Raw genomic sequence first — 19,669 nt, forward strand, 5'->3', positions numbered from 1 at the left:
TTTTTTATGATTTTCTCAGGACATAGACGCCCCCAATAACCAGGAGCACTCCGAAACCAAGATAGATGTAGGCGGTAGTTGCGCTAGTTTCATTTTTAGCAGAAAGCTCCAACTTGCCCACTTTCAGCGATGCGGATGAATTCTGGAGCTGGGTTACACCTTCATATCCCAGGTAGATACCACCTGCGATGAGTAAAATACTGATAATTTTCTTCATAGCTATTGAGTTTGTAGGAGTTGCAAGGTACATAACGAACAATGGATCACAAGAATTGTTTGGAGTATAGTCGCCGGAGAAAGCATTTAAGGGCTATTTGTCCTTTTTGCCTTTGGTTTTGGTCTGATTTGGTTCTTGTTTTTCAGGCTTGGGAAAAGCCTTGTATTCCTCCCGGAGTTCGGGACTGTCAATGAAGCAGACTGGGCTGGAGACTTTGATGGCTTGTTCTTTGACCTTACGTTTCTTTTTCATGGCGAATCCAGTTTGAATGGGTCTTGAAGATAAACCCCTTGAATAAGTTGGCCGCTATTCAGGTCTTCAGTAAGTATTGTTGTGCATTTTGCCTGAGTGGCAGCGCTTATCACCAGGCTATCCCAAAACGAAATCTTATTAACCGTCTGTATGTCAATAGCGGTATTAATTGTTTCCTTGTTGTTGATAACAAGCTCAAAATCATCGAATAGCTGAAGGATGTCTTTCACTACTTGAGGTGGAATGTGGTGTTTAACAGTCATTACCCTGTAAAACTCTTGCATTACCTGTGTTGACCAAACCAGAACAACTTTGTCTCTAAGGCTATCTATCAATTGAGTGCAATGGACTTTTTTTATCTGATCATCTTCACTGAACAGATATATCAAAAAATTAGTGTCGATAAATACTTTACCTCTCATAAAGCTCATCACGATCGAATCGTTCTCCTTTAGTTTTTACCTGCACTTGCTGCTGAAGCAACTCTAACCTTTTTATGAAATCAGATTGGTCAGATTTGACGGTTTTCTTTAGGTAGTCCCTTATCATCTCATTCAAGGTTGTTCCGTGTTTTTCTGCATACTCCCTGCTTTTAGAAAGGAGGTCGTCAGGCATTGATAGTGTTACATTCTTCATAGCACACATATTATGTGTGCAAATATAATTATTTGAAATCAATTCTGACTTTGATTCCAGAGGAAATGATTGAAAACGGCCCTGATGTCATTGTAACTATAGTCATCGCCTAGCTGAACCTTGATGGGCGTAGCGCTGAAGTTTTCTGACTTTTGTACCAAGGGTAGTATCTTTTCTACTTTTTCTACAGGCACAAGGTCAAAAATAGAGAGCTCGCCTGTCTTGATGAAATCGATCAGGTGGACTTCGATAGTGCCCACAGCCAATCCTCTTTCCTCGGCTATATCAGCAATGGACTTGCCCTTTTTGAACAAGTCCATTGATGTTTGCCTACTGTCGCCTGCCTTGGCTTTGGGCAGCCGTGGAGGAGGCGGAAGTTTTTCAACCACCTCCCGGCGATGTTTGTCGGCTTGCTCCAACACCTGGCTGCTATCGATTCCTTCGCTTAAGCCTTTGGTTAGCAGCAGGGCCTGTTCAATCAGTTGTTGCCGGGCGAGCAATTGTACCTGAAGAGCGTGCAGTTCTTTCAGGTATTTTTTGACTCGTGACTTTTTCATCATCGAAGTAATGTGCGATTTCAGTGGTTCGAAAACTTCTTCTCCCATTCGTTTGTCGAAATAGGCCTGTGCCGCCGACATGCGCTCATGAAGCTGCGCATGTCTGTCCTGCTCGGCATTGGGCAACAGGCCCTGGAGCTGGGCAAGGAACTTGTCTGCCACATCTTTATGCCCAATCGTTGTTTGTACCATTTTGCTGAACAGTTCCATCGCTTCTTCTTTGTTGGGCACCTGGCGGCCATCAAAGCCTTTGTAAAAGTCGGTCAGTTCCTGGCATATCGGCTGCCATTGGAAGGTGGTCATCAGCTTGTTTTCGATAAAAGCCTTGTGTTCCACCTTTAGCAGTGGCGAGAGTGATGCTTCGTTCTCAGAATGAGATACAAACTCGTTGACCTTGGCATCGCTCAGAATACTTTGAGAAGGAATTGCCGAACGCAATATCAATCCTTCCATGTTGGTCAGTCGGCTGAGGGCCACGTACACCTGCCCGGAGGCAAACGACTGCCCGGCGTCGATAATAGCTTTATCAAACGTCAGGCCCTGGCTTTTGTGGATAGTGATGGCCCAGGCCAGCCTCACAGGATACTGCTTGAACCTGCCCATGATTTTTTCGTCAATGCTGTTCTTTTCGGTATTGAAAGAATAGTGCATGTTCTGCCACTCCTCTTGCACTAGTCGTATAGTCGAATTGTCTTCGGGTGTTGAAACTATGATCTTGTCTTCATCGATGCTTTTGACGACACCAATTTTGCCGTTATAGTACTGCCTTTCCTCGCCTTTATCATTCCTGATGAACATCACCTGCGCCCCAACTTTTAGTTGTAGAATTTCATCGGCAGGATAGGCCCTATCGCTGAACTCGCCTTCTACTGCCGCTTTGAAATTGTAAGTCTTGCCGGGTAATTTTAAGAGTTCTTCTTCATTGATGGCATGCGCTTTATGGTTGTGGGAGGTGAGGGTGATGTAGTTTTCGCCCTCAGGAATTTTGAAGTCAGGAAGAAAGCGCCTGTTGAGCAACGCCAACTGCTCTCTGGTTACCGTATTGGTTCTGATGCCATTGAGCAACCCAATGAAATCTTTCTCCGTTTGGCGGTAAATTTTCTGCAATTCAATGCGCAATACAGATGCTTCTGACATCACATGTGCATCAAAGAAGAAAGGGCTTTTGTAGTGTTCTTCGAGCAGTGTCCACTCATGGTCTTGCACTACGGGTGGTAGCTGATACAGGTCGCCTATCAAAAGCACCTGCACGCCGCCAAATGGTTCGTGAAAGCGTCGGCGAAAGTGCCGCAAAATCTGGTCGATGGCATCAAGCATGTCGGCCCGCACCATCGATACCTCGTCGATGATCAGCAACTGGAGTTCTTGCATCAATTTGCGCTTGTTGCCGTGCATTTTCATTTTCTGAAACAGCGATAGCTTGTCGTGAGCGCCATCGGTTTCTTGTCCTGTCCAGTTGCGCTTGACAGGCAGGAAAGGCCCGAACGGAAGCTGAAAAAAGGAGTGCATGGTGACCCCGCCTGCGTTGATAGCGGCTACACCTGTGGGTGCCACTACCACATAGTTTTTTCCTGTGGTTTCTACAATGTGTTTTAGAAAAGTGGTCTTTCCGGTACCAGCCTTTCCGGTCAGGAACAAGTGTCTGCTGGTATGGTTAACAAACGAGGCTGCCAGTTGAAAGAGCTGATTGGATGTATCTGAATTCTTCATGGAGATCGTGAAGTTAAGAAAGTTGTAAAAAGAAACTGGCCGATCAATCGACCGGCCAGCATTTAAAGTTGATAACATTACTTCGAAGAGTTTCTGTCGCCGAGAAGTAAGAGTTCATTTACCTGAATCTCGGTAATGTACTTCTTGTTACCTTCTTTGTCTTCGTAGCTGCGATGAACCAGCTTGCCTTCAACGACCATTTCCGATCCTTTATCGGTGTACTTCTCCGCAATCTCCGCCAGCTTGCCCCAGGCTACGAGCTGGTGCCATTGTGTTTCTTCAACCTTTTCACCTTTTGCATTGCGGTAGCTCTCATTCGTAGCCAGGCTAAATCTCGCCATTTTCTTTCCGCTGTCTGTGGTGCGTACTTCTGCTTTGGCACCCATGTTTCCGATCAACTGTACTTTGTTTTTTAAAGCGTACATAACTGTAATTGTTTTGGTTAAAAATTTTTATCTCAGTCGGAAGGCGTTGGCTTAGTTGCTTTTGCCGAACCGACGATACAAAGGTGCAGGGAGCCCAAAACGGAAGCCGGTTTCTAGTCGTTTACATTCGATAGTAGTCGGTTGTAAACGTTTACAAACGTTTGTTTTCGGATAAAATTGTCCTATATTACCCCGGTAAAGTGTTTGATTATGAGTGAAATAGCTGAAAGTAAAGTATGTCTGGCCTGTGGAAAACCACTTCAAGGAAGAATCGATAAAAAGTTTTGTGATGACTATTGTCGCAACACTTATAATAACCAAACGAAGTCGGCAAGTAATAACCTTGTTCGGAATATCAACAATGCTTTGAAGAAGAACAGGAACCTTCTAGAAGCTATCGTGCCCGAGGGCGAGGTGATGGCCAAAGCCCATAGAGACAAGCTGACTCAGGGCGGCTTCCAGTTTCGCTACATGACGCATACCTATACGAACCGCAAAGGCAATATCTACTATTACTGCTACGACTACGGCTACCTGCCGCTGGAAAACGATTGGTTTTTGGTGGTAAAGGGGAGGGAGGAGTAGCTTCACGGGTAGTAACCTCGGATAAATCCAAGGTAGGGAGGTTGATGATACACCTCGTTCGGGGTATGTTTCACTTTTTTTAATTGTAACTTTTGGTTTTGTTTCTCACCACCCACCCAGAATAAATTCAGGGTTTAGGAAATGGGTCGTACCTACGGCACTTTGATTATGGTGATCTAATTGCCAGTGCCATCGGCACGGTTTTCTAGACAGCCTGGAATTTATTCGAGGCTGATTGTGATGATGAGGCGTAGGTTCTTTGGCGTAACCTCGGATAGATCCAAGATTACATGGATTTATGAGATGTGGAGGCTGGGGAACGCTCTGGTCGTTCGGATTATAGATTTTTGCTGATGTTTCTTACCATCAGCCACCCAGAATAAATTCAGGGTTTGGGAGATCGGTCGTACCTACGGCACTTTGAGTACGATGATACAATTGGTTAGTGCCATCGGCACGGTTTTCTATGCAGCCTTGAATGAATTCAAGGCTGCTTGGGTCATCAAATAGGCTCTTTAAACAAATATTCGCTGTCATAATCAATTTCGAATCGTTCCAGAAATTCAATGTATTCTTCAATGAAGCTCTGCTTGTTGTGATGGGCTTCCTGGTTTTTGATGTAGTTGAAGACATTGTTCACCTGCGATTGATTGTATGAAAACGCACCAAAGCCTCCCTGCCATTCGAAGCGTTGCGGGGTGAGCTTGTTGTCATTGATCCATTTCGATGACTTGGCCTTGGCAGACTTCATTACATCAGAAATGGCAAGTGAGGGTTTTAAGTTAAAAAAGCAGTGTACATGATCGTCGACTCCGTTTACGATGATGTTCTTGCATCCCGTCTCGTTGATGAGGTTTCCTATGACTGCCATCAGGTCAGCTCTCCATTCTTTTTGGACAAGTGCTTGCCGAAATTTTACAGCAAAAACAGTTTGGATATATACTTTGTTGTAGGTGTGGGGCATGGGCTATTTGATTCGATTGATAAATTAAAATACAGATATCCCGATCATAGAACAAAAAGATCGCACCCCAACCTTTTATTTGGGAAATTGGCTTGTAACCTTTTCCTCCCACCTAAGTACTCACTCCAGCCGAAGGAAGGGCCAGCAACCAAAGTTGTGTGCCTTCTGCAACCCTTCTCTTTCCGGCTTGTCACTGGAAATAGACTAGTCAAAAACTCAACATCATGCTTAAGAATTTCCTCATCGTTGCCATTCGAAGCCTTGGCAAAAACCGTCTCTATTCGATTATTAATATTTCAGGGCTTTCGGTAGGTTTCACGTGCAGCCTGCTCATCTTGCTGTGGGTAGCCGACGAAACCTCATTCGACTCTTTTCACCCTAAAGCAGACAGACTGTATCAGGTATGGGGAAATGCGGAGTTTGATGGCAAAATCAACTCGTGGCGGTCGGTGCCGTTGCCAACTTATGAAGCTTTGAAGGATGCTCACAGTGGCATAGCCAACACCACGGTGGCCGATTGGGGCGGCACTCACCTGCTCAAAGTGGGAGAGAAGCGGATGACGCAGCAGGGCTATTACGTCGGGGAGGAGTTTTTGGAAATGTTTGAGTTTCCCCTGCTGGTAGGGGATGCTGCAACTGCGCTGGACGACCCGTCTTCAATTGTCATTACAACGTCTTTGGCCAAGTCACTTTTCGGAGACGCTGATCCAATGGGTCAGGTCATTCGGGTGGACGATAAGAGTTCATTGAAAGTAACCGGCATTCTCAAAGACATACCCAATAACTCTTCCTTTGAGTTGGAGTACCTGATGCCCTGGAAGCACAGAGAGGCCATCAATCCCTGGGTGGTTGAAAATAAGACCAATTGGGGCAATTACTCTTTTCAGGTATACGTGGAGTTAGTAGATGCCAACAAGCGTGAAGAGGTAGTGGCAGGCATTGAAAACATGCTTTATGAACACGGCGAAACGGAGCTGATTACCAAGCTGTTTCTTCACCCACTTTTGAAGTGGAGATTGTACTCCTCTTTTGAAAACGGAAAGATCACCGGAGGCATGAGCGACTACGTGAGGCTGTTCACGGCAATCGCTATTTTTATTCTCGTTATTGCCTGTATCAATTTCATGAACCTTTCCACCGCCCGCTCCGAACGCCGGGCCAGGGAAGTGGGTATCAGAAAGAGCCTTGGCTCGAGAAAGGGGCAGTTGATTGCGCAGTTCCTGGGTGAGTCACTCTTTCTGTCAATGCTTTCGTTTTTTATCGCTGTGATCATCTCTCTTTTGGTGCTGCCAGCTTACAATAACCTGGTAGAAAAGGAACTGGTGATTGACTTCACTTCATCTCAGTTCTGGATCTACTCAATCGTTGTGGTGTTTGTAACAGGTATACTTTCAGGCAGCTACCCGGCATTTTACCTCTCTTCATTTAACCCGGTTCGCACCCTGAAGGGGTCTTTTTCTGTGGGTAAGAGTGGTGCAACACCAAGAAAGGTACTTGTTATCATACAATTTGCTTTTGCCATTATGCTGATGATCAGCACAGTGGTGATATTCAAGCAGATTGAGCTGGCTAAGAACCGGGAGCTGGGCTACAAGCAGGAGAACCTGATCACCATTCAGAACAATGAAGAGATAGCGAAAAACTACTACATCTTCAAGGAGGAGCTGGAGCAGTCCGGTTATGTAGAGTCTGTAACTCGTTCTAACAGTGCCATTACTGATATCAACTCCAACAACTTTTTGGGCTGGCCCGGCAAACCAGAAACACAGCGGGTGATTTTCACAACGATTGCCTGCGAATACGACTATGCCAAGACCATGGGCATTGAAATGCTGATGGGGAGGGATTTTTCTAAGGAATTTACAACAGATACTGCTTCAATCGTGATCAACAAGGCGGCTCTTGATTTGATGGGACTTGAAGATCCACTGGGCACACCGCTGGATCTTTGGGGTGGCAAACGGAAGCTGATTGGCGTGGTGGACAATGTGATGATGGGCTCACCTTACGATCCTGTCAAACCTATGTTCATGATTTTGGATCCCAATTGGACGGATGCCATTACGGTGAGGCTAAAAGCTACGGATGACTTGCAAGGGTCGCTGGCGGTGGTAGGCGACATCTTTAACAAACACAACCCCGCCTACCCATTTGAGTACACTTTTGTCGATGTGGAATTCCAGAAGAAATTCACTACCATCAATATGACTCAAAGGCTGGCAACTATCTTTTCCTTTCTTACCATTTTCATTACAGGATTGGGACTGTTTGGCCTTGCCTCATTCACGGCGGAGCAGAGGATCAAGGAGATTGGGGTAAGGAAAGTGCTTGGCGCTTCAGTGTTCAGTTTGGTAGCACTAATTTCCAAAGACTTTACCAAGCTTGTGCTTATCGCTTTTGCCGTGTCTGCCCCAATGGCCTGGTACCTGCTAAGCAAATACCTGGAGCGTTATACTATACACACTAATATAGACTGGTGGATATTTCCGTTGGTTGGTATTGTAGCTCTTGGCTTTGCTTTGGCAATTGTTTCGGATCAGGCAAGGAGGGCGGCGCTCACCAATCCTGCCAGGTCGCTGAGGAGTGAGTAAAGTTTAGTCAGAGAAACCGGGAATGCGTGCTTGATCGATATACCAGTAACCATACTGGTGTCTGAAGCCAAGTAATGCACTACCGGCAAAAGAAACTTTTACGCCATTTGGAGTAAATGCGGAATAAGCCAGGTCGACGACAACCCTGGCTTTTTTCTTTTTTAGGCTAAAATCAACTTCTGTGATTTCTTCCTTCGTTACTTCAAAGTTTTTCCAGGCGGCCTGAAATAGTTTTATTTTCTCGACAAAGGCTTCTTCCGAAACCTTCTCCTGTCCACTTTGATGCAATTCCTTGCACAGGATGTATTTTGCAAATTCATTCCATTCACTTTTCAGTAGCTGATAGATAAACTCCTCTGTATGCTGCGTGAGATCGTGGTTATGATTGGGGTAAAACTCCTCATAGGTAAAGTGGCTCACCATTCCATCCATACGAACATCGTCCATTTCATATATGAAAAGCTCATCAACGATAAACTTGTAAATAACACGGTCACTGTAGCCATCCAGGTAGTCGAGGCAAACCCCATGCTCGCCCATGTACTCAAGTAGCTCGTTGAGCTTTTTGGTAATTGAGGCGTCGTCAAGATTCTCTTCGGCTTCGAAAGCCGGCTCACCAATGAGTTTGTAGACAGAAATTTTTTTAGCGTTTTTGTGCAACTCCTCGAAGTTTTGAATGTAGTTAAGCCATTCATTTTCTATCGTGGGGCTCAGCTCTGTCTCTGAACCTTCAAAAAATTTGGCTCCTTGTTCTGCCATCATCTTCAACTTGAGAAGGCTGTTCTCCTGCCGAATTTTTTCTTCGGGGGTTAGCTCGTTTTTATCTTCCTCCATTAGATAGTGTTGTTTCCTCATTTAAGCTAAGAAAAATTTTCGGAAGGAACAGTCGAAATAGACCCCAGATGAATGGAGACTGTAATTAGCAATGTCGAATATGGGACGGTGAATTGGAGGGGGGGGGTTGATTGAAAAAGTCAATTTTTATCATTGACAGCAATTCTTTAAAAGTAGCTCGAAACTCCTATCTGTACACCACTAACAAGTGCCGGTGGGTTCCCCAGCAAGTCTGTTTGCTGCATGTAACGGTAGTTGGCCCGCAGTACTGTCTGTGCTGTAGGCCGGAAGCTTATCGCTGGCACAATCGCCCAAAGGTGTTCTGAGATATTGCCGCCTGTTTCCTCAAACTTACCGGCATTCCAGTCTATATACTCCAGCCTACAGGCCACGTTCAATACGGCCTTCTCAAAACCCAGCATTGGCCGGTTAAGAACGGGTTGCACAATGTCGATAAAGCCACCTCTCTGCTTGTTGCCGTAAGTCTGGCTGTAGGTTTCGGGCACATCTACCATCACCCAGGCCCATTCACCCACGATATATGTTTTGCTGAACGGCAGCGTGGTGTTGACGTCGACGGCCACCACATCAAGACGCCTTTTGTCGTCAAGCACAAGGCCATCGTCTTCAAACTTGTTAAACACCCCACCCATGTACGACAGGCCGATTTCTCCTACCATATTGTGCCTTATCGCAAACTTACCGGTGACCAAAGGCTGCCCATTGCTGCTTTCTTCAAACCTGTCCTTATTGGCCTTTGAAGCAGGCAGGAATGTTTTGTTTTCAGCATTGCTAATGATGGAATCGTCGAAGCCGTTGGTTACGTAAGTTTCGTAGCCAAATGCCCAGTCATTTACATATTGCTTGCCATAAAGGCCAAAACCGACATTACTCCAGGTAGCTGGCAGCATTTGGGTCATAGCAATTGGTCGATCCACGAATTCCCATTTTGGGCCGTCGTGGTTTTGGTTGAAGGCCCCGATTGGATTCATGACCACGCCCCCACGTAAATTAACCAGAGGATGAAAGCTAAAATCCATGGCTGCAAATTCTATGGAAATCTCTTTGCCACCTTCCTCCAACTCTAGCTCCGATAGAAACTTAATCTTTCTATGGATGGTGGATGCGACAAACAATGTCATTCTTGGTATGCGGAAGGTGTGTCCTTCCGTGACACCATCTTCACCCATGTACTGGTAGTCGGCTTCTACATACCCACCAAGAGAAACGGGCATTTTCCCCATCTGAAGAAACGGCCTGTTGTAAACGGCGTCCATGTTCATCCCTTTTGCCATGGTGGTATCAACAGGTGATCGTCGCAACAAGGCGCTGTCTATTTGGGCTTGTACAGCTAAACTTAGGTTGAAAAATATCAGGGTAATGAAAATTGATTTCATGAGAGGTCAATTTTTAACATATCATTCTCCTCGTCAATGAGGAATCTTCTCAGGTTTTTGTCCGCCGGGCCGTTTTGTACCGCTCCGGTACTGGAAAATTCGCTGCCATGAGCAGGACATTGAAGCCGGTCGCCAAACACTTGCAGTTCTGTTCCCTGATGTGTGCATCGCATGAGTACGGCACTGAAGTCCGTATCCGATAACCGGTAAACACAGATCGGATATTCCAGCTTTTCATTTTGCACTACCACATACCTCCTGAATGCCTTTTGTCCCTTTTTCTCTTCTTCAAAAGAAGAGAGGGGAACCAGTAAAGATGACCCGGTTATCTGTCCGGTAATGTATTTTGTTCCGGCGCAGCTTTGCAGAAGGCTTAGGCCTCCAAGCATACCCACACAGCCAATGCCACATGTTTTGATAAATTTTTTTCTGTCCATGGCTACAGTGATTTAAGAAATTTGAGGATAGCATCTTTGTCTTCTTTGGCCAGGAACTCAAACTGCGTTTTACTGAATTGCCCCTCACCGCCATGTAGCAGGATAGCCTCTTCGATGCTTTTTGCCCTGCCGTCGTGTAGCAGAAAATAGCTACCCCCTTGTGAGTTGGGTGAAAGCCCCAATCCCCAAAGAGGCGGTGTGCGCCATTCGTATGTTTCAGCGGAGCCTTCTGTGTAACCATCATCAAGCCCGGGCCCCATGTCGTGCAGGAGCAGGTCGGTGTAAGGGTAAAATTTCTTGTTGGAAAGCGCTTTGATACTTGTTTCCGGGGTTGTCCACTCTTGAATATGGCAATTGGCACATCCAATTGACGAAAACAGCGCTTTGCCTTTCACCACGTCAGCATCAGAGCTCGCCCGGGGTATGGGTTCCTTGAGCGTTTGAAGATAAAACACCAAATCGTGAACGACCTGATCAGACACTTCCGGATCGGTAGGCAGGTGAGTGTGTGGGTCAACGGGCTCGAAGGTGGTAGTAACGCCGATGTCCTGGTTATAGGCGTTTACGGTTTGATGAAGCAGGTCAATAGCGGCCGCCTTTTTCCCGAACCTGCCAATGTACTTGCGGTCAACAGCTATATGAGTTGCAACGGGCTGAAAGTAGAGCGGAGGAGTGATGTAGTTGGGCACGCCCGAAATGCCATCTCCGTCGCTATCGTCGGGGTCAGCATTGGCAAGAATTTGCGCATCTGTCAAAGCTTCAAGGAAACCGAGGCCAGTATTGGCGGGTGGAGTAAATCTGGAGAATGAGACTCCATCAGGAAGCTGCTCTGGCTCATATCCTGGCACGGCCCTGTTTTGCAACTGTGGGCCGCCTTTTCCAATGAACGGGTTGATTCCAGGAGCTGATTGACCAAACCGAGTAAGGGTCGTAAAGGGGTGCCCTTTGCCATCTCCGGCGTGACAGCTCCCGCAAGATGTGGCGACAAATAAGGGGCCAAGCCCGTTAGCAGACGAGAATACTTCGGCATTAAAAGCAAAATCACCGTTAAGGAATCTTTTTCGCTCAGAATTGGAAAGCCCTTCTACGGGTCCATCAAGCAGTGTATTTTCTTCGGGTGCCTCAGGAATGATCCCCTGGCAGCCACTTAGGACAAGGCAAAACAAACATAAAAAGCATAACGACTTAGTTAATTGCATTTCGACCAACCTTTATTAATTATTAGACAAATATACTCGTTAAATTTTCAAATACAATAAAATTAATTTAGGTTAATCTAAAAATATAAAAGCAAAACTACCTTTTTGAGAACTAATCAGATTATTTTTTGATGAGCCGCTGTTGCCAGCTTTGCGAAGGAGTTGACAGGCGGATGGTGTAAACACCTTTTGGTAGCAAACCGATTGCTATTTCAACAGACTGTCCCGGGCTGGTATCCAGGGAGCGACTAAGAACCTCCTGCCCAGCCATATTGATGATGGATATAACAGCGTCATTTTGCTGCTTGAGAAGTTTAATAGCTATGGTCTCACTTGCCGGATTTGGGAATAAATTGAAGATGTCCGCTGCAGTTTCAACCCCAGTTACTTCCAATACCTGGTACGCCATTGACACAGAATCCGCACAGCCTTCTTCATTGTGGGCTATCAACATCACGTCATAAATCCCAGCGGAATCGAATGCCAGCAGGGGCTGCTGGGAAATGTCTATCAGGCTTCCGTTGATCACCCATTCCCATGAAGTAGCGCCTGGCGACAGGCTTGTAAAAGTGGCAGTTCTTTGTTTTTTCAGGATGAGGACTTCCGGCTCAATAAGGAAGTCTGCAGAGAAGTCGTAAGGATATATTGAAACTTCAACAGGGTCACTTTCTATAATAGAGTCGATCCCTTTTACAATTAGCTTCACAGTGTCCGTCACGTTCAAAACATCGAATCTACTTCCCTTGTGCAGTGGCTCCCCGGTGTTTGCTGAGGTAAAAAGAAAGTTGCTCCCGTTTTCCGGCACCAGAGTGAAGTTTTCGCCGGGGCAAACTGGGCTGTCGGACACTATCGGTAGCGCCGACTTGGTGAAGCTCAATAGTTTTGAAACTGATGAGGTACATCCCTGCTCATTGCTGGCCAACAGTCTGATGGTAATTTCGGTTTGCTCTCCCAAAATCAATTGGCTATTCATGGTGTCTCCTATGAGGCTGTCGGCTAAATACCATTGGTAGCCAGTGGCATTGCTGCTTTGATTGACCAGAAGGATCGCCGATTCGAACTGAGTAGTATCAGGGAGATAGGTGAAGTCAACGATGGGTCGATTCAGCTGTACAGAGACCAATACCTTGCGGCTTTCAAAAAGACTGTCTGCATTGGCCACGTAGAACGAAGTGTCTTTATCAAGCAGCCCGGAGGTGAAAAAAGCACCTTCGAAGACTGCGGCCTGGCTGGTCGAATCGGTATAGACTTTTATTTTTGTGGCATTTGCAGCCTGAATAGTTGCGGAGGCATTTGCGCAAATTACTATAGCATCGATGACCGGCTGTGGAGCTCTGTTAGCCACCAAAACAGCTTTAGTGGAGTTGGAAACACACCCTGCTTTGCTGCTCGTTGTTAGTGTTATGTCATAGGTACCAGGCTCGTTGTATTTTGCCTGAGCATTTTCTAAAGTGCTTTGGGAACCATTGCCAAAGTCCCAGGCCCAGCTCACTGCTTTTTCGCTTTGGCTGGCGAGGCTGATGGTGGGGCTAACACCTGGCTCAAGCAGAACAGTGTCTGAGCTAACACTGAAATTGGCGTCGAGGCCGTCCATATTAACCTGCACAGAAAACAAGTCGCCTGTGTAGTTGTTGTCAGCGTTTCGTACGAAGAAGGTGGCGGGTGATTTGATGGTATCTGTCAGGTAGTCATTTCCGTGAATCAGCAGCGTGTCTGTGGCTCCGGCGTCTGCGAAGAAATCAAATGAAGTGCCACCGGACAGGCTGATGATAACCGGAGAATCCTTACAAGCCAAAACCGTTGCAATGGTTCTGGGATTGTTTTGGAATTCAGCATACCTGAGGCGAGCTCGTTGCACGGCGGTAATAAGGGCATTTTTTGATTCCCCAGTAACCCAGGCAAAAGCTACTTTTTCACTCTTAAAGGCGCCAAGGTTCCCGATCTTCACACCATTCATTTGTGCGGTGTTATTGCCTGCTCCACTTTGGCCGGCAGTTGTTTTGACCATTTCTGCACTCAGCCAGGCAAACTTGAGCGAATCCGAAAGCAGCGAGTCGGTCACGGCTATGTTTTCGTTCAGGTTATCGATGTCGGCTGCATAAAAAGTTGGAGTATTGTTTGTGAGCAGGGCTATCCCGCCATAGATATTGTCTTCGTCAATGTAGGTAACTCCAAGTCTTAGAGAGTCGACCCATTCAGTGCGGTTATTGTCGCCGACGCCGATGTTCCAGTTGGTGAAGAGTCCTGCATGAACGTTCTCGATAGCATCTGCGGAGGTGTTTGTGACCCGATACTCAGTGATCAGAAAGTTTCTGTCGTCAGGAGAATTCCAGGACAGGGTTTTCTGTTCCACAAGAGTTGATAGGGATTCACTGAGGGTTGCTGTAAAGCTGTTTTCGTAGTAATTGTCGGCAACCGTTCCGCCGAATAACTTGAGGTGCTTGTTAACGGAGAAATCGTTATTCCTTGTTCCATATACGAGGTTATTGGCAACATTGTCAGCTAATGTTGTATCACTATTACCGAGGAGAAACCCAGCATGGCTAGCCACACTGATATTTTGAAACTTGACCCCATTGCCTGCTTTTAAAGAGTCCATTGTGTAGCCAAGGTCTCCTTTCGAGTTAATGGTAAGTGATAGATTGGAAGACGAGGTAGTGGTCGAATCCGGCTGTGTAGTGAACTCAAAATATTGAGTGTCGGCGTAGCCTGACGCTTTGATTTTCGCTTTGAAGACAACTCTGGAATCAGGAGGAGTATTTTCATCCAGAATAGCAGAAAATGCATAGTTGGTAGAGTCAAATGTGGCCAGGTAGGGGGTAGTCCAGGTGTTGCTGCTTAACGTTACCAAATCACTAAGGGGTTCGAGGGTAATTTCAAGACCTGAGGCCGGCTTGAGCCAATTAATGGCTTGCAAATCATAGTGTACAGTGTCGCCAAAAAAGACCTTCTTCCCGGCTTGCGTATACAAAGAATCTTTCACCAAACGCACCGAAGGAGAAAGCGTATCAGTTAGGGCACTGTACATGTTGAGCATACCCCGGCCCAGCAGACCCTTGTACTGAGCATTACCAGCCAGCCCATCCACCGACGTGCCAGTGATACGCAACTGCTCCATTATCTGGATGGCAGAGTATTTCGGGAAATAAGACCTGAGTAAAGCAGCTGCACCAGCCACCTGAGGCGACGAGAAAGATGAGCCATCAGCAGTTCCATAGGTACTGTTGTTTCTGGTTGAATAGGCGGCTGTGCCGGGAGCTACCAGGTCGACATAGTAGCTATAGGTAGCGAAGGAAGACTTGGTGCCGTCATTGGTGGAAGCAGCTACAGACAATACGTTGTCATAACTGGCCGGGTAAAAGGTAAGCTCGGCGTTGGTGTTGCCGGCGGCAGCCACTACCACCACATTTCTTTCCAGCACAGCATAGTTAATAATGTCTTGCGCTGCCTGGCTATAGTTGCCGGTGGAGCCCCAGCTAAGGTTGATCACATCCATGCCCTGATTGGCAGCGTAAATAATGGCTTCATAATTACCAAAGGAGGTGTTGTCCTCCGTTTTGAATGCCTTCAATGGCACAAACTTAGACTTGAAACCCGTTCCGGCCATTCCTTTGGCGTTGTTGGTCCTGGCCGAAGATAGCCCCGAAACGTGGGTGCCGTGGTCTCCAAAATCTGACTTAGGGTCGCTGTCTCTGTTGGCGAAGTCCCAGCCACGGTAGTCGTCTACGTAACCGTTTCCGTCATTGTCGACGCCGTCGATAGGGTCATTTGTATTCAGGTAGATGTTACCGCTTAAGTCCTCGTGGGTATAGTCTGCTCCGGTGTCAATAATGCCAATGACAATGGTAGAATCGCCAGTCGTAATCCCCCAGGCATCATAGGCTTTGATAGACGAGAGATAGGGCTGCTTGGGGCTTGCTGTGGCGGCGTCCGGGTCGTTGGGTATCAGAAAGAGCTGCTCTTTGAAAACTGGCTCGGCATAAAGCACATTGTCATACCGAAGTAATTCGTTGATCGTTTCCAGCACATTGCCCTCTGCCAACTCAACTTTGTACATGTTAGCCAGGTATTTGCTTGGCCGCTGGAGCGTCCTTGCGTTTGAATTGGATGCAGGATCGAGTGCCTTCAGCTCCTTTATCGGTATCTTCTGGCCAATAGTGGATGGGGCAATATCGGGAGCGGCTTGTAACGTCCTGGCGCCTGTTGAATAGCTGCCGTCTTTGAATTTAATGATGAGCTGATCAGACTGGATATCCGACGCTGATTTGCCCGACGGTAGTTGGTATCTTCTGCTGGGTTGGGCACTGCTTGCCATGGGCCATAAGACCATGAGCAGCAAAAAACTGCCCGGTAACAACACTTTATACCAATGGCTTACCCTCATTTCTTAAGCTGCTAACGCACCTTTACCTTTCGCACTATCTGTGAGAAGAGAGAAGGAAAAAACCGCTTCACATAAATACCGCCCACTTCTTTCACTCCTCCTATGTACACCTCTTCCTTTTCTTTTTCCACTGCTTTCACAATCGTCCTTGCTGCCGCTTCCGGTGCAATACCATTTGCCTGAGCGTCATCCATCTCGTTGAATTTACCCCCGTCACCAGTAACTGAATTGACGGAAATCTGCGTCCGGATAAATCCAGGACAGATGATGGTCACTTTGATATTGTCGTCGTGCAGTTCTGCCCGGAGCCCGTCGTAGAAGCCATGCAAGGCATGTTTGCTGGCCGCATACCCTGTTCGATAAGGCGAGCTGATGATGCCCACCGCACTGGAGATCACGACATGGTGCCCGTTTTTTCTGCTGATCATACCGGGCAGTAGCGCCTTTGAAAGGGCAATGGCTCCAAAATAATTGACCTCCATTACCTTGCGATCAACATCCAATTGGGTGTCTTTGGCCAGTGAGCGCTGACTGATGCCGCCGTTGTTTACAAGCACGTCGACCACACCAAACATGGCTTCTGCTTCTTTCGCTTTGGCTTCAAGACTTGCTGCATTGGCCAGGTCGACTGTCAGTATTTTTACATTTTTCTCAGCCAGGCCCGGCACCGTTGCCAAACAAGCAGCTTTCACCCTCTCCAGTTCTTCCTGACGGCGAGCCGACAGAATAAGTTTCGCTCCCCTTCTGGCCATTTCATAGGTAATCGCCTCTCCAATTCCTGAAGATGCACCTGTGATCCACACTACTTTGCCTTTTACCTCAGCCATACGCTACTTTCTTTTTTTCCACTGGGTGAATGAATAATTATAAGGATTTTTTTCGTCAGAGGACATGTCTTTTCGACTAACTTCTTTCCAAATGTGTGTGTCAGGAAGAGGATATTTCACATTTCCCTCCACAATTACATCAATTTCTGTGATATAAAGGATGTCGGAAATAGGCTGTGTTTGCTTGTAGACTTCCCCCCCGCCAATGATATAAAGCTCTTCTTCTCCGGCTGCTTTGGCTAACGCTATGCCTTTTTCTATAGAATCAACAACATGGGCGCCCTCCAGGCTGAAGTTTTTGTCTCTTGTTACAATAATAAACGTTCTGCCTGGGAGGATTTTACCAAGCGACTCGAAGGTTTTCCTACCCATGAGCACATGATGACCCATTGTTTGGTCCTTGAAGTATCTGAAGTCCTTGGGCATATGCCACAGCATTTTATAGTCATTGCCGATGACACCATTCCGGGAGACTGCTACTATTTGGGATATGATCATATTCTATTGCCTCTGAGAAATTCTTCTATGTCCATTCTTTTCTTGCCTTCCATCTGCAAATCCTCGATGGAGATATACCCATCTGCGGTTTTTAGATAGAGGTACGTCTTGCTGTCACTCAGCATTTCTTTTTCGCCCTTTTGGTTGATTTTTCGTGCTTTGTAAACTTTCACAGTTTTGCCCATCAGGCTTGTCCAGGCGGTGGGGTAGGGCGATAGGCCTCTGATGAAGTTAACCACCTGCTCCGTCGGTTGTTCAAAATTGATCTCACAGGTTTCTCTGAATATTTTTGGTGCCGTAGGCGTGTCTTCGAAAACTTCCTGCGGCTTTTCCTTGTAGTTGCCTTCTGCAATGGCTTCGACTGTTTTTAACACCAGTGCGGCTCCCTTATTCATGAGTCTTTCATACACTGTACCAACGTTGTCCTCATCGCTTATCGGTTCTTTTTCCTGAAAAAGGATATCGCCAGTATCAATTTCGTGTTTCAGAAAAAAAGTAGTGACACCCGTTTCTTTCTCGCCGTTGATAATAGCCCAGTTGATGGGTGCTGCGCCACGGTATTTGGGCAAAAGCGATCCATGCAGGTTGAAAGTGCCTAAGGCCGGCATTTGCCATACTATTTCGGGCAGCATGCGGAAGGCAACTACTATTTGCAGGTTGGCATCCAATGCCTTCAACTCCGCAATGAATTCTGGCGACTTAAGGTTGGTTGGTTGCAGGATATTGAGTCCCTTTTCTTCAGCATAGGCCTTAACAGCCGACACACCCAACTTTTTACCCCTCCCTTGAGGCTTGTCAGGTGCTGTAATCACCCCAACAATATTCCACCCATTGGCTACTAAAATATCAAGACTTGGTACGGCGAATTCTGGCGTACCCATAAATACTATTCGAAGATCCTTTGTCATGAAGGCTGTTTATTCAAAATCATCATACAACAGATGTTTCTTTCTTATCTGCTTGTATGCATTAAGCTTTTCCTGCCAGGTGGCTTTGATCTCAGCCTCACTCATTCCTTGCTCAATTTGTTTACGAAGGTCAGGAGTTCCCGCCAGAAGGGCGAAGTAGTTGTTGAAAAAACTGGAGTCGGCTGGCGTTTTCTTGTAAAATGAAATGAGATAGGAAAGATCCACGGCATTGGGTACGGGAGCTTGCCTCATGTCGATACCATAACAAAGTTTGTCCTGATGCTTTGGATCCATCGACATGCCAGGAATTGGAACAGGAGTAAATTGAAAGTCGCCAAACTCAGGCGAAGGGTAGCCCAATACTTCAAAGGGAAAATGAGTACCTCTGCCCAGGCTCATCATCGTGCCCTCAAAAAGGCAGATAGACGGATACCAGGCGATGGAGTGATCCGTCGGTAGATTGGGCGATGGGCTTACAGGCAGATTATAAGAGCTGCTATGTGTCCAATTTGCCAGCTTGATCACTTGCAAGTCGGCTTTAACGCTATTTTCCAGCCACCCCTCATTGTTGATCATGGTGGCCAGCTCACCCATGGTAAGGCCATAGGCAATAGGAATGGGATGGAGGCCAACAAATGACTTTTGGGCTTCTTCCATAACCGGCCCGTCAATGACATTGCCGAGTGGGTTGGGCCTGTCAAGCACTATAAATGGTAAGCCGTTTTCTGCGCAGGCTTCCATGGCATAGCTCATGGTGCTGGTATAGGTGTAGAACCTGGCCCCCACATCCTGGATGTCAAAAATCACTACATCAAGCCCTGAAAGGTCTTCCTTTGTAGGTTTGTTGTGGCTGCCATACAGGGAAAGGATGGGGATTCCTGTTTTCGAGTCGACTTCATTTCCCACCTTGTCGCCGGCGGGGGTGTCACCCCTGAAGCCATGCTCCGGTGCAAATATTTTTTTAATGGCAATCCCTCTGCTGAGCAGTGAGTCAACCAGGTGCGTTTCACCCAGCATCGTGGTATGATTCACCACCATACCCACGTTTTTATTTTGCAGGATTGGCAAGTATTCTTCCATCTGCGCTGCGCCAACTTTTATCTGAGAATCAGCTACCTCTTCCACTAGGGCCTTCTTATCTCCTTGTTTTGCCGCATCAGAGCCGCAGGCAGTCAGCATAATGCTAAAAAATGCAATCCTAATCATAGTGTAAATGTGAGGCATGTCTTTATTTTTGTGAGGGTCGAA

Annotated in this window: 18 protein-coding genes; 2 read left to right on the forward strand and 16 right to left on the reverse strand. The window is 46.6% G+C overall.

Going from position 1 to position 19,669, the window contains the following annotated elements; translation table 11 throughout:
• Nucleotides 1-4 precede the first annotated feature (4 nt).
• The 6 genes from RIG68_RS01090 to RIG68_RS01115 all read right to left on the reverse strand — a co-directional run bounded on the left by RIG68_RS01090 (nt 5) and on the right by RIG68_RS01115 (nt 3,797).
• Complete coding sequence (locus RIG68_RS01090; RefSeq protein WP_350091711.1) at nt 5-217, reverse strand: hypothetical protein; 213 nt, start codon at nt 215-217, stop codon at nt 5-7.
• Between the two features lie 93 nt (nt 218-310).
• Nucleotides 311-469: a hypothetical protein gene (locus RIG68_RS01095; RefSeq protein WP_350117876.1), complete on the reverse strand. Its 159-nt coding sequence runs from the start codon at nt 467-469 to the stop codon at nt 311-313.
• The gene (locus tag RIG68_RS01100) at nt 466-900 is read right to left on the reverse strand and encodes a PIN domain-containing protein (protein WP_350117878.1); all 435 of its coding nucleotides are present in this window, start codon (nt 898-900) and stop codon (nt 466-468) included. Before RIG68_RS01100 ends, RIG68_RS01095 begins: the two co-directional genes overlap by 4 nt.
• On the reverse strand, nt 881-1,105 hold the full coding sequence (locus tag RIG68_RS01105; protein ID WP_350069648.1) for a DUF6364 family protein: 225 nt from the start codon (nt 1,103-1,105) through the stop codon (nt 881-883). The genes RIG68_RS01100 and RIG68_RS01105 overlap by 20 nt, the downstream gene beginning before the upstream one ends.
• Before the next feature lie 38 nt (nt 1,106-1,143).
• Complete coding sequence (locus tag RIG68_RS01110) at nt 1,144-3,372, reverse strand: helix-turn-helix domain-containing protein (RefSeq protein WP_350117880.1); 2,229 nt, start codon at nt 3,370-3,372, stop codon at nt 1,144-1,146.
• Nucleotides 3,373-3,449: 77 nt separating this feature from the next.
• The gene (locus RIG68_RS01115; protein WP_350117882.1) at nt 3,450-3,797 is read right to left on the reverse strand and encodes a single-stranded DNA-binding protein; all 348 of its coding nucleotides are present in this window, start codon (nt 3,795-3,797) and stop codon (nt 3,450-3,452) included.
• A 210-nt stretch (nt 3,798-4,007) separates the two neighbouring features.
• On the opposite strand from RIG68_RS01115, the gene RIG68_RS01120 reads away from it, so the two are divergent.
• The gene (locus RIG68_RS01120; RefSeq protein ID WP_350117884.1) at nt 4,008-4,382 is read left to right on the forward strand and encodes a hypothetical protein; all 375 of its coding nucleotides are present in this window, start codon (nt 4,008-4,010) and stop codon (nt 4,380-4,382) included.
• A gap of 502 nt (nt 4,383-4,884) precedes the next feature.
• On the opposite strand, the gene tnpA is transcribed toward RIG68_RS01120, so the two are convergent.
• The gene (gene tnpA, locus RIG68_RS01125; protein WP_350117886.1) at nt 4,885-5,346 is read right to left on the reverse strand and encodes an IS200/IS605 family transposase; all 462 of its coding nucleotides are present in this window, start codon (nt 5,344-5,346) and stop codon (nt 4,885-4,887) included.
• A gap of 224 nt (nt 5,347-5,570) precedes the next feature.
• On the opposite strand from tnpA, the gene RIG68_RS01130 reads away from it, so the two are divergent.
• Entirely contained in the window at nt 5,571-7,937 is a 2,367-nt protein-coding gene (locus tag RIG68_RS01130; protein ID WP_350117888.1) for an ABC transporter permease, read from the forward strand.
• Between the two features lie 3 nt (nt 7,938-7,940).
• Here the strand turns inward: RIG68_RS01130 and RIG68_RS01135 are convergent, their stop codons facing one another.
• From RIG68_RS01135 to RIG68_RS01175, 9 genes are all read right to left on the reverse strand, one after another.
• Nucleotides 7,941-8,771, reverse strand: coding sequence for a hypothetical protein (locus RIG68_RS01135; RefSeq protein WP_350117890.1), 831 nt, complete (start codon nt 8,769-8,771; stop codon nt 7,941-7,943).
• A 167-nt stretch (nt 8,772-8,938) separates the two neighbouring features.
• Nucleotides 8,939-10,168 carry a hypothetical protein gene (locus tag RIG68_RS01140; protein WP_350117892.1) on the reverse strand — a complete coding sequence of 410 codons (1,230 nt, stop codon included), beginning with the start codon at nt 10,166-10,168 and terminating at the stop codon, nt 8,939-8,941.
• A complete protein-coding gene (locus tag RIG68_RS01145; protein WP_350117894.1) occupies nt 10,165-10,605 on the reverse strand; it encodes a Rieske 2Fe-2S domain-containing protein in 441 nt (146 codons plus the stop codon). The genes RIG68_RS01140 and RIG68_RS01145 overlap by 4 nt, the downstream gene beginning before the upstream one ends.
• A 2-nt stretch (nt 10,606-10,607) precedes the next feature.
• Entirely contained in the window at nt 10,608-11,804 is a 1,197-nt protein-coding gene (locus tag RIG68_RS01150) for a di-heme oxidoredictase family protein (RefSeq protein ID WP_350117896.1), read from the reverse strand.
• 121 nt (nt 11,805-11,925) lie between these two features.
• Nucleotides 11,926-16,188, reverse strand: a complete 4,263-nt coding sequence (locus RIG68_RS01155) for a S8 family serine peptidase (RefSeq protein ID WP_350117898.1) — start codon at nt 16,186-16,188, stop codon at nt 11,926-11,928.
• Nucleotides 16,189-16,199: 11 nt separating this feature from the next.
• Nucleotides 16,200-17,015, reverse strand: a complete 816-nt coding sequence (locus RIG68_RS01160) for an SDR family oxidoreductase (RefSeq protein WP_350117900.1) — start codon at nt 17,013-17,015, stop codon at nt 16,200-16,202.
• A gap of 3 nt (nt 17,016-17,018) precedes the next feature.
• Nucleotides 17,019-17,513, reverse strand: coding sequence for a dihydrofolate reductase (locus RIG68_RS01165; RefSeq protein WP_152000927.1), 495 nt, complete (start codon nt 17,511-17,513; stop codon nt 17,019-17,021).
• Nucleotides 17,510-18,421: a methionyl-tRNA formyltransferase gene (gene fmt / locus RIG68_RS01170; RefSeq protein WP_350117902.1), complete on the reverse strand. Its 912-nt coding sequence runs from the start codon at nt 18,419-18,421 to the stop codon at nt 17,510-17,512. Before fmt ends, RIG68_RS01165 begins: the two co-directional genes overlap by 4 nt.
• A 9-nt stretch (nt 18,422-18,430) precedes the next feature.
• Nucleotides 18,431-19,627, reverse strand: coding sequence for an exo-beta-N-acetylmuramidase NamZ family protein (locus tag RIG68_RS01175; RefSeq protein WP_350117904.1), 1,197 nt, complete (start codon nt 19,625-19,627; stop codon nt 18,431-18,433).
• Nucleotides 19,628-19,669 lie beyond the last annotated feature (42 nt).

The organism is Imperialibacter sp. (assembly GCF_040222385.1).
Taxonomy (GTDB): Bacteria; Bacteroidota; Bacteroidia; order Cytophagales; family Cyclobacteriaceae; genus Imperialibacter.